This window comes from Sphaerisporangium sp. NPDC049457 (genome assembly GCF_055586705.1).
In genome coordinates this window covers 75,513-96,845 of record NZ_JBVJHR010000007.1, presented here as the reverse complement: position 1 = coordinate 96,845, position 21,333 = coordinate 75,513, and the positions used below count along the sequence as shown (strand labels likewise).

The 21,333-nt window shown below is 73.8% G+C and carries 22 protein-coding genes; 10 read left to right on the top strand and 12 right to left on the bottom strand.

Features of this window, described 5'->3' with window-relative positions; genetic code table 11:
• Positions 1-199 precede the first annotated feature (199 nt).
• A complete protein-coding gene (locus ACZ6QO_RS12870; protein ID WP_465850309.1) occupies positions 200-607 on the top strand; it encodes a pyridoxamine 5'-phosphate oxidase family protein in 408 nt (135 codons plus the stop codon).
• On the opposite strand, the gene ACZ6QO_RS12865 is transcribed toward ACZ6QO_RS12870, so the two are convergent.
• The 4 genes from ACZ6QO_RS12865 to ACZ6QO_RS12850 all read right to left on the bottom strand — a co-directional run bounded on the left by ACZ6QO_RS12865 (position 604) and on the right by ACZ6QO_RS12850 (position 4,990).
• Entirely contained in the window at positions 604-2,307 is a 1,704-nt protein-coding gene (locus ACZ6QO_RS12865) for a sensor histidine kinase (RefSeq protein WP_465850307.1), read from the bottom strand. The genes ACZ6QO_RS12870 and ACZ6QO_RS12865 overlap by 4 nt on opposite strands.
• Before the next feature lie 144 nt (positions 2,308-2,451).
• Positions 2,452-3,261: a universal stress protein gene (locus ACZ6QO_RS12860; protein WP_465850305.1), complete on the bottom strand. Its 810-nt coding sequence runs from the start codon at positions 3,259-3,261 to the stop codon at positions 2,452-2,454.
• Between the two features lie 178 nt (positions 3,262-3,439).
• The gene (locus ACZ6QO_RS12855) at positions 3,440-4,093 is read right to left on the bottom strand and encodes a response regulator (protein ID WP_465850303.1); all 654 of its coding nucleotides are present in this window, start codon (positions 4,091-4,093) and stop codon (positions 3,440-3,442) included.
• A 129-nt stretch (positions 4,094-4,222) separates the two neighbouring features.
• Positions 4,223-4,990 carry a pyridoxamine 5'-phosphate oxidase family protein gene (locus ACZ6QO_RS12850; RefSeq protein WP_465850301.1) on the bottom strand — a complete coding sequence of 256 codons (768 nt, stop codon included), beginning with the start codon at positions 4,988-4,990 and terminating at the stop codon, positions 4,223-4,225.
• Between the two features lie 230 nt (positions 4,991-5,220).
• On the opposite strand from ACZ6QO_RS12850, the gene ACZ6QO_RS12845 reads away from it, so the two are divergent.
• Positions 5,221-5,886, top strand: a complete 666-nt coding sequence (locus tag ACZ6QO_RS12845) for a helix-turn-helix domain-containing protein (RefSeq protein WP_465850299.1) — start codon at positions 5,221-5,223, stop codon at positions 5,884-5,886.
• Between the two features lie 104 nt (positions 5,887-5,990).
• Here the strand turns inward: ACZ6QO_RS12845 and ACZ6QO_RS12840 are convergent, their stop codons facing one another.
• Complete coding sequence (locus ACZ6QO_RS12840) at positions 5,991-6,470, bottom strand: CBS domain-containing protein (RefSeq protein WP_465850297.1); 480 nt, start codon at positions 6,468-6,470, stop codon at positions 5,991-5,993.
• Positions 6,471-6,758: 288 nt separating this feature from the next.
• Between ACZ6QO_RS12840 and ACZ6QO_RS12835 the strand changes: the two genes are divergently transcribed.
• On the top strand, positions 6,759-8,261 hold the full coding sequence (locus ACZ6QO_RS12835; RefSeq protein ID WP_465850295.1) for a sensor histidine kinase: 1,503 nt from the start codon (positions 6,759-6,761) through the stop codon (positions 8,259-8,261).
• Here ACZ6QO_RS12835 and ACZ6QO_RS12830 read toward each other — a convergent pair.
• Positions 8,159-8,923, bottom strand: a complete 765-nt coding sequence (locus tag ACZ6QO_RS12830) for a TetR/AcrR family transcriptional regulator (RefSeq protein ID WP_465850293.1) — start codon at positions 8,921-8,923, stop codon at positions 8,159-8,161. The two genes, ACZ6QO_RS12835 and ACZ6QO_RS12830, sit on opposite strands and share 103 nt — an antisense overlap.
• A 77-nt stretch (positions 8,924-9,000) precedes the next feature.
• Here ACZ6QO_RS12830 and ACZ6QO_RS12825 point away from each other — a divergent pair, with 77 nt between their 5' ends.
• The 3 genes from ACZ6QO_RS12825 to ACZ6QO_RS12815 all read left to right on the top strand — a co-directional run bounded on the left by ACZ6QO_RS12825 (position 9,001) and on the right by ACZ6QO_RS12815 (position 12,213).
• Positions 9,001-10,191, top strand: a complete 1,191-nt coding sequence (locus tag ACZ6QO_RS12825) for a carotenoid oxygenase family protein (protein WP_465850292.1) — start codon at positions 9,001-9,003, stop codon at positions 10,189-10,191.
• A gap of 367 nt (positions 10,192-10,558) precedes the next feature.
• A complete protein-coding gene (locus ACZ6QO_RS12820) occupies positions 10,559-11,212 on the top strand; it encodes a class I SAM-dependent methyltransferase (RefSeq protein WP_465850290.1) in 654 nt (217 codons plus the stop codon).
• A gap of 263 nt (positions 11,213-11,475) precedes the next feature.
• Positions 11,476-12,213, top strand: coding sequence for an SRPBCC family protein (locus ACZ6QO_RS12815; protein WP_465850289.1), 738 nt, complete (start codon positions 11,476-11,478; stop codon positions 12,211-12,213).
• A gap of 98 nt (positions 12,214-12,311) precedes the next feature.
• Here the strand turns inward: ACZ6QO_RS12815 and ACZ6QO_RS12810 are convergent, their stop codons facing one another.
• Together ACZ6QO_RS12810 and ACZ6QO_RS12805 are read right to left on the bottom strand one after the other, a co-directional pair.
• A complete protein-coding gene (locus tag ACZ6QO_RS12810; RefSeq protein WP_465850287.1) occupies positions 12,312-13,061 on the bottom strand; it encodes an SRPBCC family protein in 750 nt (249 codons plus the stop codon).
• Positions 13,062-13,066: 5 nt separating this feature from the next.
• Positions 13,067-13,696, bottom strand: coding sequence for an ArsR/SmtB family transcription factor (locus ACZ6QO_RS12805; RefSeq protein WP_465850285.1), 630 nt, complete (start codon positions 13,694-13,696; stop codon positions 13,067-13,069).
• A gap of 117 nt (positions 13,697-13,813) precedes the next feature.
• Between ACZ6QO_RS12805 and ACZ6QO_RS12800 the strand changes: the two genes are divergently transcribed.
• Positions 13,814-14,986, top strand: coding sequence for an MFS transporter (locus ACZ6QO_RS12800; RefSeq protein ID WP_465850283.1), 1,173 nt, complete (start codon positions 13,814-13,816; stop codon positions 14,984-14,986).
• A 21-nt stretch (positions 14,987-15,007) separates the two neighbouring features.
• Here the strand turns inward: ACZ6QO_RS12800 and ACZ6QO_RS12795 are convergent, their stop codons facing one another.
• Positions 15,008-15,391 carry a DUF427 domain-containing protein gene (locus ACZ6QO_RS12795; protein WP_465850281.1) on the bottom strand — a complete coding sequence of 128 codons (384 nt, stop codon included), beginning with the start codon at positions 15,389-15,391 and terminating at the stop codon, positions 15,008-15,010.
• 279 nt (positions 15,392-15,670) lie between these two features.
• On the opposite strand from ACZ6QO_RS12795, the gene ACZ6QO_RS12790 reads away from it, so the two are divergent.
• Positions 15,671-16,570: a glycoside hydrolase family protein gene (locus ACZ6QO_RS12790; protein ID WP_465850690.1), complete on the top strand. Its 900-nt coding sequence runs from the start codon at positions 15,671-15,673 to the stop codon at positions 16,568-16,570.
• 129 nt (positions 16,571-16,699) lie between these two features.
• Here ACZ6QO_RS12790 and ACZ6QO_RS12785 read toward each other — a convergent pair whose 3' ends face one another.
• The 3 genes from ACZ6QO_RS12785 to ACZ6QO_RS12775 form a co-directional block, all read right to left on the bottom strand.
• The gene (locus ACZ6QO_RS12785; RefSeq protein WP_465850280.1) at positions 16,700-17,689 is read right to left on the bottom strand and encodes a sulfotransferase family protein; all 990 of its coding nucleotides are present in this window, start codon (positions 17,687-17,689) and stop codon (positions 16,700-16,702) included.
• Between the two features lie 231 nt (positions 17,690-17,920).
• Positions 17,921-19,543, bottom strand: a complete 1,623-nt coding sequence (locus ACZ6QO_RS12780; RefSeq protein WP_465850278.1) for a TIGR03086 family metal-binding protein — start codon at positions 19,541-19,543, stop codon at positions 17,921-17,923.
• Between the two features lie 33 nt (positions 19,544-19,576).
• Positions 19,577-20,584: a cation diffusion facilitator family transporter gene (locus tag ACZ6QO_RS12775; RefSeq protein ID WP_465850277.1), complete on the bottom strand. Its 1,008-nt coding sequence runs from the start codon at positions 20,582-20,584 to the stop codon at positions 19,577-19,579.
• Positions 20,585-20,602: 18 nt separating this feature from the next.
• Here ACZ6QO_RS12775 and ACZ6QO_RS12770 point away from each other — a divergent pair, with 18 nt between their 5' ends.
• Positions 20,603-20,878: a hypothetical protein gene (locus tag ACZ6QO_RS12770; protein WP_465850275.1), complete on the top strand. Its 276-nt coding sequence runs from the start codon at positions 20,603-20,605 to the stop codon at positions 20,876-20,878.
• Positions 20,879-20,989: 111 nt separating this feature from the next.
• Positions 20,990-21,313 carry an ArsR/SmtB family transcription factor gene (locus tag ACZ6QO_RS12765; RefSeq protein ID WP_465850274.1) on the top strand — a complete coding sequence of 108 codons (324 nt, stop codon included), beginning with the start codon at positions 20,990-20,992 and terminating at the stop codon, positions 21,311-21,313.
• The last annotated feature ends 20 nt before the right edge of the window (positions 21,314-21,333 follow it).

The following is a 21,333-nucleotide window of genomic DNA, read 5'->3' as shown; positions in this document are numbered from 1 at the left end:
CGGCCTCGCCGGACAGCCCGGCGCCCGGAGCGCGCGAGGCGTCCTCACCCATGGCACCGGGAGGTCATGGCGCCCGGCCGGCGTCAGCGCAGGGAGGCCCGATTCGGGCCGGGCCCACGGGAGCACGCCAGGTGACATGCCCAAAGAGGTGACCTTAGCCCCTAACCGGACCGCCTGCCGCTCCGGCAGGCTTTGACGCGTGAAGATCGATGCTGCCGGTTTGCAGGTGCTCTCCCGGGAAGAGTGCATGGAACTGCTCGGCTCCGCCCCGATCGGGCGGATCGTGTACACCGACCGCGCGCTCCCGGCCGTCCAGCCGGTCAACTTCCACCTCGACGGCTCGACCATCGTGATCCGCACCGGCGAGGGCTCCAAGCTGTCCGCCGCGGCCCGCAACGCCATCGTCGCGTTCGAGGCCGACCAGTTCGACGCCGAGGCGCGCACCGGCTGGTCGGTCACCGCGGTCGGGAACGCGCGCGCGGTCACCGACCCCGAGGAGATCGCCCGCCTCGCCCGGCTGCCGCTCGTCCCGTGGACGCCGGGCGGCCGGGAGCACTTCATCGTGGTGTCCACCGAGCAGATCTCCGGCCGCCGCATCCACCGCTAGCCGAGCGGCACGCTCCACCGCAGGCGCGTGCCGCCGGCCTCGGGGCGGCTCACCTCGAACGAGCCGCCGAGGTTCGCGGCGCGCTCTTCGAGGTTGCGCAGGCCGCTGCGCCGTCCCCCCTCGGGGACGCCGACGCCGTTGTCCTCCACGATCACCGTCAGCCGGCCGCCGTCGGCGCGGGCGACCACCTCGGCGCGGGTCGCCTTCGCGTGGCGGACGACGTTGGACAGCGACTCGCTCAGCACGGCGAGCACCTGCTCGGCGAGCCGCGGCGGCACCTGGTTGTCGAGCTGGCCCTCCATGCTGAGCGCCGGCATGAACCCGAGGTGACCGCGGGCGTTCTCCACCACCTCGACGATCTGCGCGCGCAGGCTCGGCCCGGCGGCCTCGCGCGGGGTCTGCAGGGCGAAGATGGTCGAGCGGATCTGCCGGATCGTGGTGTCCAGCTCGTCGATCGCGCTCTGCAGCCGGGAGGACGCCTCTGGCCGCTCCACCAGGCGCACCGCGCTCATCAGCGTCATGGCCACGGCGAACAGCCGCTGGATGACGACGTCGTGCAGGTCCTTGGCGATGCGGTCGCGGTCCTCCAGCAGGCCGAGGCGCTCGGCGTCCTCGCGGGTCTCGGCCAGCTCCAGCGCGACGGCGGCCTGCCCGGCGAAGGCGCCGAGGGTGCGCAGTTCGGAGCGGCTGAACGGGATGCGCCCGTGCCGCTTGCCCAGCGACAGCACGCCGCGCACGGCGCCGGCCGCGCCGAGCGGCACCGCCACCACCGGGCCGCGCATGGGGCGGTCGTCGACGGCCCCGAGGAGCTCGCCGTCGCCGTGCTCGTTCAGCATCAGCGGCTCGCCGCGTACGAACGCCTCGCCCTCCAGGGACCGGGAGATGGGCACCTCGCCGCCGGGCCGCCAGGCGCCCGGCTCGCCGTCCCTGATCGCCACGCGCAGCGTCTTGTCGTCGCCGGCGTCGGGCAGCAGGATCGCCGAGCTGTCGGCGTCGGCCATCTCGCGGGCGCGGCGGGCCATGAGGCTCAGCACCTCCTGCGGATCGGCCCCGGACAGCAGGCGGGTGGTGATCTCGGAGGAGGCCTGCAGCCAGGTCTCGCGGCGCCGGGTGTCCTCGTACAGCCGGGCGTTCTCGATGGCGACGCCGGCGGCGGTGGCCAGGGCGACCACGATGGCCTCGTCGTCCTCGTCGAACTCCCCTCCCCCGCGCTTCTCGGTCAGGTAGAGGTTGCCGAAGACCTCCTCGCGCACCCGGATCGGCACGCCGAGGAAGCTGCCCATGGGCGGGTGGCCGGGCGGGAAGCCGTAGGACTCGGGATGCCGGGAGATGTGGGACAGCCGCAGCGTCTGCGGCTCCTTGATCAGCAGCCCGAGCAGGCCGAGCCCGTGCGGCCAGTGCTCGATGCGGGCGATCTCCTCCTCGCCCAGGCCGACGGGGACGAACTGCACCAGGGTGTTCTCCTCGCCGATCACGCCCATGGCACCGTAGGTGGCGTCGACCAGGGTCGTGGCCGTCTCCACGATCCGGTGCAGCACCGTCTCCAGGGCGAGGTCGCTGCCCACGGACACCACGGCGTCCAGCAGCGCGTGCACACGGTCGCGGGTGGCCAGCACGGCCTCCAGCCGCACCTGCAGCTCCGACAGCAGGTCGTCCAGCCGCATGTTGGGGATGACCGAACGCGGCTCGTTCTCCGTCATACCAGGAAGTGTCGCATCGACCGGGCGTCGTGTCGTGCTCCGGGACGCCCGGATCCCGGCCTGCTTCCCGGCCTGGCCTCCCGGCCTGCGACGACTCCTCCACGGCGCCGCGCCGGGCGGCGCGGCGCCGTGTCACCGGGAGGCTCAGCCGCGCACCACCGCCACCGGGCAGGTCGCGTGGTGCAGCAGGGCGTGGCTGACCGAGCCGAGCAGCAGGCCGGTGAAGCCGCCGCGCCCGCGCGAGCCCACGACCAGCAGCTCGGTGTGGGCGCTCGCCTCCAGCAGGACGTCCACCGGATGCCCGGGCAGCTCCAGCTCGCTTACCTTGACCTCGGGGTGGCGCTCCAGCCAGGGGCCCAGCGCGCCGGACGGCGGCCCCTGTTCCTCCGCGCCCGGCGGGCCGGGGCCGGCGTCGGTGGCGTGGACCACGACGAGCTCCGCGCGGCGCAGGCGGGCCTCGGTGAAGGCGAACCGCAGCGTCTCGGCTCCGGTGCCCGCGCCGTCGAGGCCGGTGACGATCCGCGGCCGGGCGTCTTCCGGCACGGCGCGCACGACGACCACCGGGCAGCGGGCGCGTCCGGAGACGCCGAGGGCGACCGACCCGAGCAGCAGGCCACGGAACCCGCCGAGGCCGTGGTTGCCCACGACGAGCAGTTCGGCGTCCTCGGCGGCGGCGATGAGCGCGGGCCTCGGGTCGCCGGGCAGCCGGGCGGTGCTCGCCTCGACGCCGGGGGCGGCCCGGCGCACCTCGTCCAGCGCCGCCGCCAGGACCGCGTCGGCGCCTTCGCGCATCCACCGCGCGACCTCGGCGTAGGGACCGGCGCCGGGCTCGCAGGCCCATGCCGCCATCGCGTGGGCGACCCGCACCGCGGCACCGCGCAGCGCCGCCTCCGCAGCGGCCCAGCGTGCGGCCTCCAGCCCGGCCGGGGATCCGTCGACTCCCACCACTATCACGGCGCTCCCTCCCCGTTCGTACCGTTCCATCACACCGACCGGCGCCGTGAGGGAACAGAGCACAAGGTCCTGAGGGAGGCCGGAAGGGAAGGGAGCGGCCGGGCGCGCAGCCCTGCGATGGGACTGCGTTCGCGTCCGCTCCTCCGCACAAGGAGCGGACGCCTTCGCCCGTGCCGGGTCAGCCGGCGTCGGCGCCGGGCCGGTCGGCCTTCAGGCGGGCCGCCAGGGCCGCGACCTGGGTGCGGCGCTGCATGTTCAGCTTGGCCAGCAGGTTGGAGACGTAGTTCTTGACGGTCTTCTCCGCCAGGAACAGGCGCTCGCCGATCTGCCGGTTGGTCATCCCCTCGCCGATGAGCTCCAGGATGTGGCGTTCCTGGTCGGTGAGGGCCGCCAGCGGATCCTTGTGGGAGGCCTGGTCGCGCAGCCGCTGGAGCATGGTGGCGGTGGTGCGCGGGTCGAGCAGCGACTGCCCGGCCGCGACGGTGCGCACGGCCCCCACCAGGTCGGACCCGTGGATCTGCTTGAGCACGTAGCCGGCCGCGCCCGCCATCACGGCGTTGAACAGCGCCTCCTCGTCGGCGTACGACGTCAGCATGAGGCAGGCCAGCTCGGGCATGCGGGAGCGGACCTCCCTGCAGACGTCGACGCCGCTGCCGTCGGGCAGCCGGACGTCGAGCACGGCGACGTCCGGCTTCAGCGCGGGTATGCGCGCCAGCGCCGACTCGGCGGTGCCGGCCTCGCCGACGACTTCGATGTCGTCCTCGGCCTCCAGCAGCGCCGCGACGCCGCGCCGGACCACCTCATGATCATCTACCAGGAAAACCCGAATCATAGTGCGGACGCTATTCGCTCACGCCCGCCTGACGGTAGAGGGCTCGGCGACGGCGATGCGGGCGCCGGTGGGAGAACCTCGGCGGAGGGACGGGAGGACGCGCGCTTGGCGAGCATGAGCGGTCGCCCCCTAGGCTCTGCGGACGCGGCGGCCGGTGATCTGCATGGGGGTGATCCGGATGTACAGCGGCCGCTCGCCGCCCGCCCACGATTCCACGCCCGTGCCCTGGACGGCGGCCAGCTCCTCCTCCGAGGTCACCTGGTGGGCCGCCCCCTGGATCAGGACGCTCCAGCCCTCGCGGGCGGCCACGTCGAACTCGTCCACCTCGAAGGCGACCTTCAGCTCGACGCCTCTCACCCCGGTGCTGAGGTCGGCGTCCAGCGGGCCGCCGATGGCGGTGCGGAACAGCACCGAGTTCTCGTACATGATGTAGGTGACCGGCAGGATCACCGGCCCCGCGCCCGCGGTGAAGCCGACCCGGCCGACTCCTCCCCGGGATATGAGCCGCAGGCACTCCTCTAGGTCGAGCTCGTCCAGCGACGGAGGGGCGACGCGGTCGTTCATCTGTGTCCTTCTTTCCATGGTCGTGGCCATCGGCGCGGACGGCCGCGGCGGGAGGCGATCGGCCGGGCGCGAGCCGGCCGCACTCCTTGCGCCGCGGCCGTCCGCGCCGGAGGGCGTGACGATCACCGGCTCGGCGATCTCGCGATCGTCGTCCATGAGCGGCCCTACCCCGATGATGCGCGCGTCCAACTCTTCCACGTCCGCCGCGCGCCGGTGTCGGTACTCGTACCGAACGGGGACGCGCGGCGGTCCGGCGGCCTCGTGCGCGCCTCGGCGCGGCCGATCGGCGCAGCGCGGAACGACGTCGTGGCCCTCGGGCGGGGCGGGTCTCATGATCCAATGATCGCGCCGGCGGGACGGGCGGGCACAGGGGCGAAGTCCCTCCCCGCCAGGGACCCTCGTCCCTTGATCGAGGCCGCCCGCCGGGCATCGGCGATGGGTGACCGGAGTAGCGTCGGAGGTGACGGACGCGGGTGCGGGCCGATGCGATCGGCGCGCCCGGGGGCCGGCGGCCGGGCCGGGAGCCCGGCGGCACCGGCCCGGTCCGCGCACGGGAGGTGCCTATGTCGTACGGAACGACCTCGCCGGGCGATCTGGGCCGCCGCATCGCCCACCGGCGCCAGCGGCTCGGGCTGACCCGCGGGCAGGTCGCCGAGCGGGCCGGCATGGCGCCCGGCTACCTGCAGTATCTGGAGACCCACCCCTCCCCGGCGGGCGAGGACGTGTTGCTCCGCCTGGCGGCGGCCCTGGAGACCACGGCCACCGAGCTCCTCGGCGCCGGCGCCGGCAGTCCGCCCGGCCAGGGCGGGGCCGCCGTCCGGCCCGTCCTGCACGCGCTCGACCGCGACGAGTGCCTGCGCCTGATCTCCCCGGGAGGGGTCGGGCGGGTGGCGTTCGACGGTCCCACCGGCCCGGCGGCGTTCCCGGTCAACTACGCCGTCCAGGACGGGGCGATCGTGTTCCGCACGCGGGCGGGCGGCGCGATGGACCTGAGCCTGCGCAGCGGCGCGGCGGGCGTCGAGGTCAAGGTCGGCTTCGAGGTGGACCGCATCGACGAGTTCAGCAGAGAGGGGTGGAGCGTGCTCGCGCAGGGCCCGGCGCACCACCTGTCCCCCGGCGAGGGGGCGGGCGCGGCGCGGGGCGTGGAGCCGTGGGCGGGCGGCGAGCGCGACCTGTACATCCGCATCGTCCCGCATGAGGTCACCGGCCGCCGCATCGACGGCATGTGAGTCGCCGCCGCATCGACGACATGTGAGCGGCCGCCCCCGGCATATGAGCCGCGAAGCTCAGCATGTGAGCCGCCCGCGACGTGCTACGGCGGGATGGCTCGCGTTCAGCGGGGATGCTCGGGCGGGAGCACCGGCTCCAGGCGGAACAGCGCCGCCACCACGTCGCTCGGCCCGGTCGCGGACGCCCGCCGCCCGGCGACGACCCGCAGCACGTCGACGGCGGTGACCAGCCCTTCCAGGGTGCCTGCGTCGCCGACCACGGGCACGACGTCGACGTCGCAGTCCACCATCGTCGCGGCGATGCTCGGCAGCGCCGTGCCACGGGTCACGTGCGGGCAGCGCCGCGAGCCCAGGAACCGCCCCACCTGGCCGCTGGACTGCTCGGCCGGTCCGCCCGACCAGTGGGAGGCGATGTCCTCGCGCCTCAGCACGCCGAGCACGCGGGAGCGGGCGTCGACCACGGGCAGGTGGTGGACGCCGCCGCGCCGCATCAGCTCCCAGGCCATCAGGGGCGACTCGTCCGGCCTGACCGTGACGACCACACGGCTCATCACGTCCGCCGCGGTCAAGCTCTCGATGTCCATGGCGCCTCCTCACCGAAGTCCGACGAGGGCCCTGACGGCTCGCCCGTCACCTCATCGAACAACGGTGCGCCGCTCGCGGGCAGGGGCCGAACGTCCCGGCACCACGGGACCTCCGACTCACGGGCGACGAACCTCGGACCCGGCACGGACGATCACCGCTGTCACGGGCTTCGCCGGCCGCCCCGGCGGCGGCACCGGGGTCACCATGACCCCCGCGACAAGATTCCCTGCACGGTGTGGTCGACTGCTATAGGGGGATTCGGTATGACTCCGGGGCAACGTTGGCCGGTGAAACGCCGCCTCACGCTCTACGCCGGCGTGGTGGCGGCACTGCTGTGCGCCCTTCTGGCCGCCATGATCCTGATCGCCGTGCAGCGCACCGCCACCGCGTACCTGACCAAGGAGGTCCTCGGGACCGCCGTGCGGGTCGCCGCCGAGGTCGACCGCGGCAACGTCCTGGATCCGATTCCGCACGGAGTCATCTACGACATCCAGGTGATCGACCCGCAGGGCACGATCGTGGCGGCGTCCAAGGAGATCGAGGGCAAGCCGCCGATGGCCGACCTGCGCCTGGGCGACGGCAGGAGCGGGGTCACCGAGACCATCTGCGGCAGCCCCGCCTTCCCTCGCGACCAGTGCTCGATCGTGGCCGGGCAGCAGGTGCTCCTCTCCGGCCGGGAATGGAAGATCTACACCGCCGCCCCGGTGATCCCGCCGCTCGTCAATCCGATGGTGGCCACGGCCGTGATCGGCGGCGCGGTGCTGCTGGTCATCGCGATCACCTACGGCACCCACCGCGCCGTGGCGGCGTCCCTGGCCTCGGTGGACGCCATCCGGACGGAGCTGGACGAGATCAACGCGAGCTGCCCGGGAAGGCGGGTGCCCACCCCCGGCACCGACGACGAGCTGCACGACCTGGCCGAGAGCGTCAACCTGACCCTCGGGCGGCTGCAGGCGGCGGTGGAGCAGCAACGCCGCCTTGCCTCCGACGCCTCCCACGACCTGCGCACCCCGATCGCGGCCATCCGCGCCGAGGTGGAGGACGCCCTGATGGACTCCGACGACCACGACTGGCACGCGACCAGCCGGGCCGTCCTCAGCGGGCTGGACCGCCTGCAGGCGATCGTCAGCGACCTGCTGACGCTGGCCCGCCTGGACGCCGGCACGCCCGGCGCCAGCGACCGGGTGGACCTGGCACAGCTGGCCAGGGCCGAGATGGAGGTTCGCCACACCGGCAAGCGGGTGAACTACGCCCTGAGCGAGGGGGTGGAGGTGGTGGCCGACCGCGTGCGGCTCGCCCGGCTGGTGACCAACCTGGTGGACAACGCCGAGCGGCACGCCGAGAGCACCATCACCATCAAGGTGTACCGCGACGTGCGACCCGGCGGGAGCCCTGCCTACAAGGCGGGGGCGGCGGTGCTGGAGGTCCTGGACGACGGCGCCGGCATCGCCCCCGACAAGCGGGAGCTGGTCTTCCAGCGCTTCACCCGGCTGGACGCCGCGCGCAGCAGGGACACCGGGGGAACGGGCCTCGGCCTGCCCATCGCCCGGCAGATCGCCGAGATGGCGGGCGGCACGCTGACCATCCAGGACAGTCCCCGGGGCGCGCGGTTCGTCCTGTGCCTGCCGAGGGCGCCGTCGCCGGAGGAGAACGCGCGCGAGCGGCTTCCGGTCGCAGGGGCGCCCGGTCAGGCCGGGTCGTTCACGGAGGTGTCGCTGGCGGACGGGTCGCTCGCCGACGGGCCGCCGCCTGCGGGGTCGTTCAGGGACGGGTCGCCGCCGGCCGGGTAGGGGGCCACGCCGCCGAGCTCGGACGCGAGGCGGTCCAGCGATGCGCGCACCGACCGGGCCGCAGGCTCGTACCCGTCGCCGGCGCCGACCATCAGGCCGGTGAGCTGGGCCTCGAACACCACGCCCGCGTTGCACGGCTCGATGAGGTACTCGCCGAGCTCCAGCGTGACCAGCCCGTGGACGGCGGTCCACAGCTGGTGGGCGACCAGCTCGGCGTCCCCTGCGCGGAACCGGCCCGCCTCGATGCAGCGGGTGGCGCACTGCACCACCGTGCCGAGGGTGTAGCGGCCGTGCTGGCGGTCCTCCGCCGTAAGGGAGAAGCCGGCCGGCGTCGCACCGCCGAACATGACGGCGTACAGATGGGGGTTGGTCAGGGCGTTGTGCCGGTAGGCGCGCCCGAGCAGCGCCATGTCGGCCACCGGGTCGCCGGTCTGCGACACGTGCGAGAAGTAGGCCTCCAGCCGGGAGAACCCCTCGTGCACCATCTCGCGGACCAGGCCGCTCATACCGCCGAAGTTGGTGTAGAGGGTCATCGTCGAGCTGCCGGCCTCCGCGGCGATGCGGCGGGCCGAGAGCGCCTGGGGGCCCTCCCCGGCGAGCAGGCCCGCGGCGATGTCGACGAGGGCGGTGCGCGTCTGCGGATCGGTTCGGCGTGGACTCATCTTGACAGTATGGCATAACGCCGTTATTTTTTTCATAACGCCGTTATGCCATACGGCCTTCCAGGAGGTGTCCCGAGATGACCGTCGCCGAGCACGCCGCCGCGATCGCGGCATCCGGTCGCGGGCCGCACGACGCGCCGCTGACCGTCGACGGAGTCGTGCCCGCGGGTCTCGGCGGCGCGCTTGTGTGCGCCTCCGCCCACCCGGCGGGCGGCTCCAGCGGCGCGTCCCGGCCGGCGCTGGTGTACGGCGTCCGCTTCGGCGGCGGCACCGCGCGGCGCCTGACCCCCGCCACCGGCGGGACGGCCTCCATGGCCGCGGGTCTGAGCCCTGCCGCTGACGGGACGGCCTTCACGGCCTCGATCCCCATGCCCTCGCTCCCCGGCGCGCACGTCGCCACGCCCGTCCGCGACCGGGCGGGCGGCGAGTGGCACACCGTGGCCGTGCGCCCGGGGTCCGGCGTCGCCGAGCACCTGGTCCTCGGGCCGCACGGCGAGGTCCGCGACGTCCGGCCGTTCGCGCTGCCCGGCGCGCCGCTGCTGCGGACGGTGGCGCTCACCGAGCGGTTCGTCGTCGTGTTCGACCTGCCGGTCGTCCACGACCGCGCCGCGGCCATGATGGGCTCCGCCTCGCCCTACCGCTGGCGGCCCGGCCGTGCCGCCCGAGTCGGCCTGCTGCGGCGGGACGCCTGGGACCCCTCGGGGCCGAGCTGGTTCCCGATCGACCCCTGCTACGTGTCCGAGGTGGTGAACGCCTACGAGGACCGCGGGCGGCGGGTCGTCGTGGACGCGGTCCGTCACGCGCGGGCCTTCGGCAGCCCCTGGCAGGACGGCGATGGCGCAGCCGAGCCTTCGTCGGTGCACCGCTGGACGCTCGACCTGTCCACCGGCACGGCGTCGGCGCGAGAGCTGATCGCGTCGGCCGCGCAGGCGTCGGCCGACCCGCGGCGCGCCGGCCGCCGGCACCACCTGGTGTTCGCCCGCGCGGCGGGCGGGCGGTCGGTCGTCGGGCTGGACCTGGCCGCGGGCGTCACCCAGGTGCGCGAGCTCGGCCCGGACCGTCGCGCCGGGCGCCCGGTCTTCGTGCCGCGCCCCGGCGCGATCGAGGGGGACGGCTGGGTCATGGTGCTCACGCGCGACCTCACCGGCCGCCGCGGCGAGCTGCTGGTGCTGGACGCCCACAACCTGGCCGGCGCCCCCCAGGCGGTGGTCCACCTGCCTGGCGCCTTCCCCGACGCCCGGCACACCGCCTGGCTCCCCGCGTCCTGACGCCGGCCTCGCCGCCTCACCGCCGGGCCGCCTCACCGCCGGGCCGCCTGGCCGTCTCGGCGCCGAGCGGCGGCGCGACCGGACCGCCCGCCGTGGATGACGTCGCAGTGGATGCTCGCGTACCGGCGTCTCGGTCCGGCGGCGTCAAGAGCGCGGTCGCCGGCCTCGCCCGGCCCGCCGTTTTGCCATTCCGGCAAAAGGGTTTGCGCATTCGTGTTCTCCGTCAGCACCATGAGGCACCGACCGGGGAGCACTCGCGGACATGGGTGGACCATGCGCGGGTGAGTGCCGGGGGGAGCCGTCGCCACGTGACCGCGACGGTCATCGGCCACGACGCGGAGATCGTCGCGAACGAGGAGGACGACCTGTGACGCACGGATTCGACAAGGAGTTCTGGGAGGAGCACTGGCGGCAGGGCCGGGCCGGGAAGCCCGGATCCATGGGCGGCAACCCGCCGAACCCGTACCTCGCCCGCGAGACCGGCGGCCTCACACCGGGCACGGCCCTGGACGCGGGGTGCGGCGGCGGCGCCGAGGCTATTTGGCTCGCCCGCCACGGCTGGGACGTCACCGCGGCCGACATCTCCTCCGCGGCGCTCGCCCGCGCCGCGGAGCGGGCGACGGCGAGCGCGGCCCCCGAGCGCCTGCGGTGGGTCGAGGCCGACCTGGGCGTCTGGACGCCGGACACGCGGTTCGACCTGGTCATGACCCACTACGCCCACCCGGCGATGCCCCAGTTGGAGTTCTACGACCGCATCGCCGGATGGGTCGCTCCCGGCGGCACGCTGCTCATCGTGGGGCACCTGCGCACGCCCGGCTCCACCGGCCACGGGCACCACCCTCCCGCCGAGGCGTCGGTCACCGCCGCGGACATCACCGCGCGCATGGACGGCACGGAGTGGGAGGTCGTCACCGCCGAGGAGCACCTGCGCACGCTCACCGGCCACGACGGCCACGACGGCCACGACGGCCACACAGTCCCCCTGCACGACGTCGTCGTGCGCGCTACCCGGCGGCGGTGACGACCACCCCCGGCGGCGCCGGCGCCCGCCTCCTTGGCGGCGAGCCGCGACGCCAGGCGGCGCCGCGGCCTGATCGCCGCCCGGCTCGCGACCCCGGGCGCGTCGCCGTTCGCGGCGACCACCGACAACTTGAGCCTTCTTGACAACTAATACTTTCGGTGGCATCGTGATTGACCGGAAGGCGGTCGCCGAGACGGGTGCGCCGCTCCCCCATGACCGACACCGACGGCGCGCCCCAGGGCGCCGAGCCGAGGAGTTATCCGATGCCGCACGAGTTCGAGCTTCGCAAGCAGATCACGCTGCAGGCCACCCCCGAGCAGGTGTGGGGGGCGATCGCCACCGGCCCCGGCGTCGATTCCTGGTTCATGGGCCGCAACGAGATCGAGCCGCGCGTGGGCGGGGCGGTCCGGCAGCACTTCGGCGGCTTCGCCACCGAGGCCGCCGTCACCGCGTGGGAGCCGGGCGAGCGCTTCGCCTTCCGCGGCGACGAGAGCCCCGAAGGGCTGTTCATGGCCTTCGAGTACCTCATCGAGGGCCGGGAGCAGGGCGGCACCGTCCTGCGCATGGTGCAGAGCGGCGTCCTCGGCGACGACTGGGAGACCGAGTACGACGCCCTCCAGCGCGGCTGGGACCTGTACCTGCACAGCTTGGGCCAGTACCTCGCCCACTTCGACGGCCGCAGGGCCGCGGTGGTCTTCGGCGCGCGCCCGTCCGCGAGCGGCGGCGAGCCGGTGTGGGAGACGCTGGAGCGCGCCCTCGGGCTGACCGGCCCCGTCGCCGCGGGCGACCGCGTGCGGCTGACCCCCGACGGGCCGGCGCCGATCGACGGGGTCGCCGACTACGTCGCGCCGGGCTTCCTGGGCGTGCGCACCGGCGACGCGCTCTACCGCTTCATCCTCGGCATGCACGACACGCTGGTCATCGGTCACCACCTGTTCGCCCCGGTGGACGCCGAGGAGGCCGAGCACTCCTGGCAGACCTGGCTCGGCAAGCTCGCCTGACCCCGGGCTCCGCCGCCACGGCGAGGGCCGCTGCGGGCGCGACGCGCCCCCGGCGGGGCGGGGCCCGGCCGCCCGGCAGCCGGGTCATACCCGGCCGGTCAGGCGAACGCCTGGGTCAGCCAGGTCTTCCAGGCCTGCTCGGTCGCCTCGACGTCGGCGCCCTGGGTGAAGCCGTGCTGCTCCACCACGACCGTGTCGCGGTAGCCGTGCATGAACGTGTACAGCGCGTCACTGGTGCAGACGCTGGGGATGCTCGGGTGGTCGGTGCTCTCGACGACCCCTTCCGCGGCGGGCAGCCCAGGGACCGACAAACGCACCGGCGTGCCCTTGGTGACCTCGCCGACCACGCCGAGCGCGCTCTTGAACGCCCCCCACACCTGCTCGTGATCGGGCACCTGCGGGCCGGGGACCAGCAGGCTGAACGTCGAGGTGCGCCCGGGGAAGTGCTTGAGGTAGGCGGCCAGCTTCTTCAGGTACATGCCGTCGCCCTTCTTCAGCGCGTCGTACTGGGCCTCCCAGTCGTCGCCGAGGAAGCCGCTGTGCACCAGGCGCAGGACCGTGCTGCCCTGCCCGCGGCCCTCGATGAGGTAGTCGAAGGCCATGAACGTGCCGTCGGGGTTGGGGTCGGACTGGTAGGTGAACCGCTTGCCGGGCTCCCAGGCGGTGACCGTCGCGGTCTGGGTGCGCCCCATCAGACTGTGGCGCACGACGTTGCCCTCCCCCGGCTCGATCTCGTTGCGGCCCATGAACCAGGAGTCGACGCCGGGGCCGGTGGAGATCGCCTCCCATACCTCCTCGGGCGTCGCGTCGAGCGCGATCTCCTCGCGCACCTCGAATTCGTGCCGCATGCCGCTCACTGCTCCTTGCTCGCGCTCGGGGTGGCGCCGCCGTCGTCCTCGGGGCCACGGGTGATGCTCGGATGGACGGCCACGATGACCCGGTGGTCACGGCCGCCCTCGGCGCCCTCGTCGTGGTACTTGCCGACCAGTCGGGTGACGGTCTCGGCCAGCTCGCGGGCGAAGGCGGCCCGGTCGGCGGCCGAGGCGAAGCGGATCTCGCCGTCGATGGCGAAGGTGGCGACCTTCTGACGCGCCTTGGTGGCCCCGGTGATCAGCTGACCCACGTCGCGCACCAGCCGGGAGGCGACCGCGAGCAGCCAGCGCGCCGACAGCTGGTCGGGCGCGCGGGAGGGGTCGGGGGCGACCGCGGCCAGCGCCATCGGCGAGATGACGTACGAGGCCGCGGTGGCGCGCATGACCCGCTCGGTCACGTTGCCCTTGCGCCGCTCTTCGACCAGCTCGACCAGGCCGTGCCGCTCCAGCGTCTTGAGGTGGTAGTTCACCTTCTGACGCGGCAGGCCGACCTTGGCCGCCAGCATGGTGGCCGACCTCGGCTCGGACAGCTCGGACAGAAGCCGGGCCCGCATCGGGTCCAGTGAGACCTCGGCCGCCGCCGGGTCCTCGATGACCGCCACATCCAACATGCCGCAACCCTCGCAGTGACCGTATTTGCCCGTCAAGGAGAGCCCGTATCCGGCGCGGCGGCAGGCGTGACCGCGGCCGGCCGCCCCGCGTGGGCCGCGCTGTTAGGGTTCTTTCCCGTGGATCGGGGGACCCTCAGACGCGCGCGCGCGGCCGTCGCCGTGACGTTCGTCGTACACGGGGCGGTGTCGGGCAGTTTCGCCACCCGCATTCCCTGGGTGCAGGAGCACCTGGGCGCTGGGCCGGGCGAGCTCGGGCTGGCCCTGCTCGCGCCGGCCGTCGGCTCCCTGGTGACGATGCCCATGGTCGGGCGGTTCGCCCACCGCATCGGCGTCCGCCCCGCGACGCGCCGGCTGACCGCTCTCGGGTGCCTCATGCTCGCCCTCCCCGCCCTCGCCCCCAACCTGGCCGTGCTGTGGGTCACGCTGCTGGTGTACGGCGCGGTCGCGGGCATGTGCGACGTGGTGATGAACGCGCAGGGCATCGAGATCGAGCAGCGGATCGGCCGTTCGATCATGCCCGGGCTGCACGGGATGTGGAGCGCCGGAGGTCTGGCGGGCGGCGCGGCGGGGGTGCTGGCGGCGCACGCCGGGGTGGACGCGCGCGTCCACCTGGCCGTGATGGCCGGGGCGCTGCTGGTGGTCGGCGCGGCGGCCGGGCCGTGGCTGCTGGACGTACGCGCCCCCGAGGGGCAGGCGGCGCCCGCGCGGTTCGTGCTGCCGTCGCGGCACCTGCTCGTGCTCGGCCTGGTCGGCTTCTGCGCGGTGTTCGGCGAGGCCGGCGCCCAGGACTGGTGCGCGGTGTATCTGCGGCAGGTCACCGGCGCCACCCCCGGCGTCGCGGCGGCCGCCTACACCGGGTACGCCTTCACCATGGCCGCCGGGCGGCTCTGCGGCGACCTCGTGGTGCGCCGCGCCGGCCCGGTGGCGTCGGTGCGCCTCGGCGGCCTGCTGGCCGGGTGCGGCGGCGCGCTGGTGGTCCTCGCGCGCACCCCGTGGCCGGCCATCGCGGGCTTCATGCTGATCGGGCTGGGGGTGGCCGTGGTGGTGCCGCTGGTGTTCGCGGCCGCCGGCAACGCGGGGCGGACGCCCAGTGAGGGCGTCGCGGCGGTGGCCATGATCACCTATGCCCCGGGCTTCGTCGCGCCGAGCATGATCGGCGGTGTCGCGGCCCTCACCGGCCTTCCGGCCTCGTTCGCGCTGGTCACCGTGGCGATGGCCGCGGTGGCGCTGTCGGCGGGCTCGCTGGCCCGCCGCCCCCCGGTCGGGGAGCGGGAGCCGGCCGCCGTCTGAGCCGCCGTCGCCGTGGCGCGGTCAGCCGGCGGGGTGTTCTTCGATGGCGTCGACGCGGCCGGGGTAGAAGGCGAGGTGGCCTTCGATGCCGGCGACGGCGGCGTAGGGGGTCTCGTAGGTCCATACGGCGTTGACGCCCTGCTCGCCGGCGTCGGCGAGGCTGTAGTAGGAGGCGTCGCCCTTGTAGGGGCAGTAGGTCGCGTGGGCGGTGCGGGTGAGCCGCCCCATGTCGACGTCCTTGCGCGGGATGTACTGCACGGGCGGGTAGCTCGCCTCGCGCAGGGTCAGGGCGTCTCGGGTGTCGGCCAGCACGCGCCCGCCCGCCGACACCACGACGCGGGCGGGGTTGCGCTCGACCGTGATGGGGTGGTCCGGACCTGGTGTCAGCACCGGCTTGTCGGCCATGGTCGGCTCCTTTCCGTTGACTCGTGTGTGCGCACGGCCTGCCGGCCGCTCGGACGGGCCGCGAGCAAGGACGGTGACCGGCGCCCGTCGCGGTGGCCGCTTCCATTGTCGCCGCCCCGGCGACCGCGCGCCGACGGCGGGCGTGATCTCGCGCCCCGGCCGGGGATTCGCCGGATATGCGGGCGCGCAGGGGTGGGCCTCTGGGGTGACTCACACCCCCTGTGACCGGCCAATCTTTCGTCAACACCCCCGATCGCCGTCTATTGTTTCGACGTGCCGATGAACGAAAACGACCCGCGAAGCGCCCTGCCGATCCCCCGGCCCGACCGCTCGGTGCTCGTCCTCGCCCCTCCTGGGGACGAGCCAGGCAACTGGGTGGGCGCGCCGAGCTCGGTCTACAGCGACGGCGTCTTCTATCTCGCCTACCGCCTCCGCCGCCCGATCGGAGAGGGCCGCGGCTACGCGGTCGCCGTCGCGCGCTCCCTGGACGGCGAGCACTTCGAGACCATCTACACCATCACCCGCGAAGAGGCCGACACCGAGTCGCTGGAGCGTCCCGCGCTGGTGCGCACGCCCGAGGGCCTGTGGCGGCTCTACATCAGCTGCGCCACCTACGGCACCAAGCACTGGCGGGTCGAGGTCATGCAGGCCGGCGACCCGTCGGCGTTCGACGCCTCACAGCGCAAGGTCGTGCTTCCCGGCGACCCGAAGACCGCCGTCAAGGACCCGGTGATCCTCTACCGCGACGGTCTGTGGCACCTGTGGGCCTCCTGCCACCCCCTGTCGGACCCGGGCGAGGAGGACCAGATGGTCACCGACTACGCCACCAGCGCCGACGGCCTGGAGTGGACGTGGGAGGGCACGGCGCTCAGCGGCCGCCCGGGCTGCTGGGACTCGCGCGGGGCCCGCGTCACCTCGGTGGTGCACGCCGGCGACACGGTCCTGGCCGCCTATGACGGCCGGGCCGGCGCGGCGGAGAACTACGAGGAGCGCACGGGCCTGGCCACCGGCGCCGACCACGCCACGCTCACCCCGGTCGGCACCGAGCCCATCGCCCAGTCCCCCTACGGCGGCCTGCGCTACCTGGACGTCCTGCCGCTGCCCGACGGTCGCCGTCGTCTGTACTACGAGATCACCCGGCAGGACGGCTCCCACGAGCTGCGCACCGAGCTGCGCTGAGCGGCGGCTTCCACGAGCGGCGTCACCGAGCCCTACCGCGCGACGGCTCGCACGAGTAGCGCCATCAGGTCGCACTGCGCGACGGCCCCACGAGTCGCCCCATCGAGTCGCACTGCGTGAGGGCCGGCGTCAGTGCACGCGCGGGCGTCCGTTGCGCGCCTGGCGCTGGCCGGGCGGCCGGTCGCCCATCAGCCCGCCCGACCTCTCGCGCGGGCGCAGCCAGTCGCCGAAGTCCTCTCCCGTCACCCTCTGCAGCAGCGCGATGTCGTCCCGGAAGCGCGGGATGAGCGCCTGGCGCTGCTCCCAGCTGAGCGGGCGGCGCGGCCTGCCGCTGTCTTGCAGCGCCTTCTCCAGCGGTTCGGTCAGGCGGACGGCCAGCGGGCCGGGCAGATGACGCCCCGCCGTGGCGCCCGCGCGCAGCAGCCGCGAGAGCGCCCGGTGGCGGAGCGTCGGGTCGGGATGGGCGGTGACGTTCTCGCGGGGCACCTCGTCGATCAGCCCCTGCTGCGCGCCGAGAAAGGCGCAGATGCGGTCGAGGGTGGCGGCCGGCTCGTCCACGAGGTGCCGGTAGCGGAACACCAGCACGTTCTCCCGGGGAAACAGCCAGAAAAGGTGCTCAAGCTGCTCGCCGTAGCGGCCGAGCGACACATAATGCCAGAACGCCGACCATCCGGCGGCGACGCGGCGCTCCTCGTCGGCACAGGCGCGCACCACGTCGCCGACGGGTTCGAGCCCCGCCGACCACAGGTGCGTCCAGTTGGAGTGCGCGCGCTCGACCGGGTCGCGCAGCACGACGATCAGCCGCGCGTGCGGGATCAGCGCGCGGATGCGCCGCTGCGCCTGCCGGTCGTACAGGTAGAAGGGGGTCGACTCCCCCTTGAGCGTCCCGGGCGGAGCCTGGTCGAACAGCGCCTCGTAGTCCGCCCTGCGCCAGATGTGCTCCTTGAACGTCTGGGCGTCCCCAGGGCCGCCCCGGTCGGGCGGCGGGCCGTCGGTGAGGAAGAACTTGGGTTCTTTGACGGCGGACATGAAGATCTCAGGATGCCGGGCGAGCGCCGCGTGCAGGGCGGTCGTGCCCGACTTGGGCGCACCGATCACCAGGAAATCCGGTAGGGCCATCCGATCTCCTCGGTCAGATCACAACATCGAGCATCATACCCACTTAATGACTAGGGAAAGGGGACTTAATCGGGGTATGGCGCATCTCTGCCCATTGATCTCCCCGGCGAACGAGCGATCTCCGTAGGGAGACCGCTCGTGCACCCGCGACACGGATCCGTCCCGGCGTTTTCCTTCCGGTCCCTTCTTCCGGCTCTTCCGGGGGGGCGTGGCGGGTGCGGTCGGCCGGGTTCAGCCGAGGGAGCGGCCGAGGTAGGCGGCCAGGCGGTCGGCGGAGGTCGCGCCGTCGGGCACGGGACGCTCGGGGGCGAACGAGCCGCCGGGCGTGCGCGGCAGGTCGCCGTAGATCTCGCGCACGGAGGGCATGATCGCCTCGGCGACGTCGGGGACCAGGTCGGCCGGTCGGCCGATCGCCCTGGCCAGGTCCCATCCGTGCACGATCATCTCGATGACGACCTGCTCCACCAGCCGCCACCCGGGCGCGGGCCCGTACGGCCGGGCCAGCATGCCGGGCCGGGAGAAGGCGGCCATCGTCCCCGCCGCCGCGGCGTCGAACGCGGCGACATGGTCACCGCCGAGGTGGTCGGCGTCGAAGTCCGAGCGAGGGGCGCCTTCGGCGAGGCTGGTCCACATCAGGTTCTCCCAGACCAGGTGGTCGAGCAGCGCCTTCACGTCCCAGTCGTCGCACGGGGTGGGATCCGCCAGGCGCTCGGGCGGCACGGCGGCGACCAGCTCCGCGACCTCGGCCAGGACGCGGGCGCAACCGTCCAGAAGGCCCGCCGGGCCGGCGTCGTCCCCGCCCTGCCGGTCCACGCTTTCCTGGTCCCCGCCCCGGTGGTCCTCGCCGTCGACGCCGAGTATCGCGGCGACGCGTGCGGCGCGGGCCCCCGGCTCGGGGTTGGCTCGCAGCGCGGTCGTCAGCCACCGGCCCGCCGCCGCCATGCTGGGCCGCACCGGCCGGTCGTTCAGTACGCACATCAGCTGCCAGTACCGCTCCAGGCGGGCGTCGGCGGCGTTCTCCAGCTGCTCCAGCAGCATGCGGCGTGCCGCCGCGCCGTCCCCCTCCGGGCTGCCGGGGACGCGGGCCTGCGTGGGCAGCCAGGCGGCGACAACGGCGGCCACCACCGGCTCGGCCGCCGGCGAGTCGGCCGCGAGGCCGGCCTCGATCGCCGCGGTGACCTGCCCGACCCACAGATCGGTGACCCGCTCCACCTCCGCCACGTCGTGCTCGTCGTGCTCGCGGAGGGCGTGCCGCGCGGCGTATTCGGCCATGTGCCGCATCGCCGAGCCCAGCGCCGGGTCCTCCATCAGCTCCCCCAGCTCCAGCCAGGCGTCGATCTGCTCGGCCGTGGGCTCGCGCGGCAGCTCGGGCAGCGCGGCCAGCAGCCCTTCCCGGTAGGCGGGAGCGTCCACGTCCCCGACGGCGTCGGCGACGAACGCGCGGACGACCGCGTCGCGCTCGGCGGACGACAGCCGCGCCAGCCTGGTCATCACGGCGAGCCTCTCGGCGGCGGTCCCGCGGGCGGCGATCGATCGCAGCACCGCCTGCCGCGACCTCAGCGTGCGGATCTGCACCTCCAGCGCGTCGGCGTGGACCTCCGCCACCTCGATCAGATCGCGCTCGCGGGCGACGACCTCCCTGATCGCGGCCATGCCCAGCCCGAGGTCGCGCAGCGCGCGCGCCAGTTCGAGCCGGGCCACCGCCTGCGGCGGAAAGAGCCGGTAACCGGCCGCCGTACGGCTCGCCGGCGGCACCACACCGATGTCGGACCAGTGGCGGATCAGCTTCACCGACATGCCGGTGAGCTCCGCCAGCTCTCCGATGCTCAACAATGTCCTGTCGTCTTCACTCACCCGGCCACCTTCGGGTCTCCCACGATGGGAGAGTCAAGCAGGTCGGGCCGTCCTCGCCTCGCGGTGCTCGTTCAGCCGGTCGTGGTAGTCGGCGTCGAGCGGGCCGTCCGGGTCGGCGTGGACGGTGGCCGCCCGCAGGCGGGGCACCTGGTGGATCAGCCGGTGCTCGGCCTCGGCGGCGACCGCGTGCGCCTCGACGACGGACAGGCGGTGGTCCACCCTGATGTCGACCTCGGCCCGCAGGACATGCCCGATCCACCGCAGCCGGACGGCGCCGACTCCGCGCACGCCCGGCGTCTGCGACAGAACGCCTTCGGCGTGGGCGAGCAGGGCGGGGTCGACGGCGTCCATGAGCCGGTGGTAGATCTCCCTGGCCGCGTCCCGCAGCACCACGACGATCGCCAGGGTGATCAGCAGGCCGACGATCGGGTCGGCGATCGGGAACCCGAGCGCCGCGCCGCCCGCGCCGAGCAGCACGGCGAGCGAGGTGAAGCCGTCGGTGCGGGCGTGCAGGCCGTCCGCGACCAGGGCGGCCGAGCCGATCTCGCGCCCCACCCGGATCCGGTAGCGGGCGACCCACTCGTTGCCGAGGAAGCCGACCAGACCGGCGCCCGCGACCCAGCCCAGCCCCCGGACGTCCTGCGGGTCGAGCAGGCGCTGGACCGCCTCGTAACCGGCCAGGATCGCCGAGGCCGTGATGATCGCGACGATGACCAGGCCGGCGAGGTCCTCCGCCTTGCCGTAGCCGTAGGTGAACCTGCGGGTCGCCGCCCGCCTGCCGAGCCAGAAGGCGATGCCGAGCGGGACGGCGGTCAGGGCGTCGGCGAAGTTGTGCAGCGTGTCGCCGAGCAGGGCCACCGATCCGGAATAGGCGACGATCACCGCCTGGACGGCGGCCGTGGCCATCAGGACCGCGAAGGACAGCGCCAGCACGCGTATGCCCCGGCTGCTGGACTCCAGCGCCGTGTCGGTCTTGTCCGCGCTGTCATGGCTGTGCGGGGTGACGAGATGAGACCCCCACTCCAGCAACCGCCCCAGCACGCCCCCCTTCCTTTCCCCATGCCCATGCCCATGCCCATGCCCATGCCCGTCCACGTGCCCGTGCTCGCCTCCGTGACCGTCCTCTTCCACGTACCCGTGACCCTCGCCCTCCGCGTTTCCAGGGACGTGGGACTGCGAGTGCCCGTGATGGTCGTCGTGATCGTGGTCGTGTTCCACATGCGACGCGCGGCCTTCGCCATGCGCCTCGCTTCCCTGTTCCAGTCCCTGTTCGCCTTCGAGAGCGCCGGGGTGGTCGTGCCCCTGGTCAGGCCGGTCGAGCCTGCCGGGGGCTGAAGAGCCGGACCGCTGCTGGTCAGACATGGCTTCCTCGCTTGCGGACGGGGATTCTTGGGTGGAGTATATGTAGTCATGTACGCACGCGACAACGGATCAGATGCGCATCCGTTGCAACCGCAACCCACCGCCGCTCAGGTCGAGACGGCCGTCGAGGCGTTCCGCATGCTCAGCGACGGCACACGCCTCCGGCTGATGTGGCTCCTGGTGTCCGGCGAGTACGACGTCTCGTCGCTGGCCGAGATCATCGGCGTGGCCCGCCCCTCGGTCTCCCAGCACCTGGCCAAACTCCGCCTCGCCGGACTGGTCGACACCCGCCGGCACGGGCGCCGCGTGCTGTACCGCGCTCGTGACGCCCACGTCCGGGGCCTGATCTCCGAGGCCTTGTTCCACGCCGACCACGAGGTCTCCGGCATCCCCCGCCACGAGACCTGACCATCCCTGGCCACAGACGC

Bases quoted from the DNA above. Each gene is read 5' to 3' on its own strand.
- ACZ6QO_RS12830 (WP_465850293.1), bottom strand. From the start codon at position 8,923: ATGAGTCCACGCCGAACCGATCCGCAGACGCGCACCGCCCTCGTCGAC.
- ACZ6QO_RS12815 (WP_465850289.1), top strand. From the start codon at position 11,476: ATGCCGCACGAGTTCGAGCTTCGCAAGCAGATCACGCTGCAGGCCACC.
- ACZ6QO_RS12825 (WP_465850292.1), top strand. From the start codon at position 9,001: ATGACCGTCGCCGAGCACGCCGCCGCGATCGCGGCATCCGGTCGCGGG.
- ACZ6QO_RS12790 (WP_465850690.1), top strand. From the start codon at position 15,671: ATGAACGAAAACGACCCGCGAAGCGCCCTGCCGATCCCCCGGCCCGAC.
- ACZ6QO_RS12785 (WP_465850280.1), bottom strand. From the start codon at position 17,689: ATGGCCCTACCGGATTTCCTGGTGATCGGTGCGCCCAAGTCGGGCACG.
- ACZ6QO_RS12850 (WP_465850301.1), bottom strand. From the start codon at position 4,990: ATGAGACCCGCCCCGCCCGAGGGCCACGACGTCGTTCCGCGCTGCGCC.
- ACZ6QO_RS12805 (WP_465850285.1), bottom strand. From the start codon at position 13,696: ATGTTGGATGTGGCGGTCATCGAGGACCCGGCGGCGGCCGAGGTCTCA.
- ACZ6QO_RS12795 (WP_465850281.1), bottom strand. From the start codon at position 15,391: ATGGCCGACAAGCCGGTGCTGACACCAGGTCCGGACCACCCCATCACG.
- ACZ6QO_RS12845 (WP_465850299.1), top strand. From the start codon at position 5,221: ATGTCGTACGGAACGACCTCGCCGGGCGATCTGGGCCGCCGCATCGCC.
- ACZ6QO_RS12855 (WP_465850303.1), bottom strand. From the start codon at position 4,093: ATGATTCGGGTTTTCCTGGTAGATGATCATGAGGTGGTCCGGCGCGGC.
- ACZ6QO_RS12810 (WP_465850287.1), bottom strand. From the start codon at position 13,061: ATGCGGCACGAATTCGAGGTGCGCGAGGAGATCGCGCTCGACGCGACG.
- ACZ6QO_RS12840 (WP_465850297.1), bottom strand. From the start codon at position 6,470: ATGGACATCGAGAGCTTGACCGCGGCGGACGTGATGAGCCGTGTGGTC.
- ACZ6QO_RS12770 (WP_465850275.1), top strand. From the start codon at position 20,603: ATGCCCATGCCCATGCCCATGCCCATGCCCGTCCACGTGCCCGTGCTC.
- ACZ6QO_RS12865 (WP_465850307.1), bottom strand. From the start codon at position 2,307: ATGACGGAGAACGAGCCGCGTTCGGTCATCCCCAACATGCGGCTGGAC.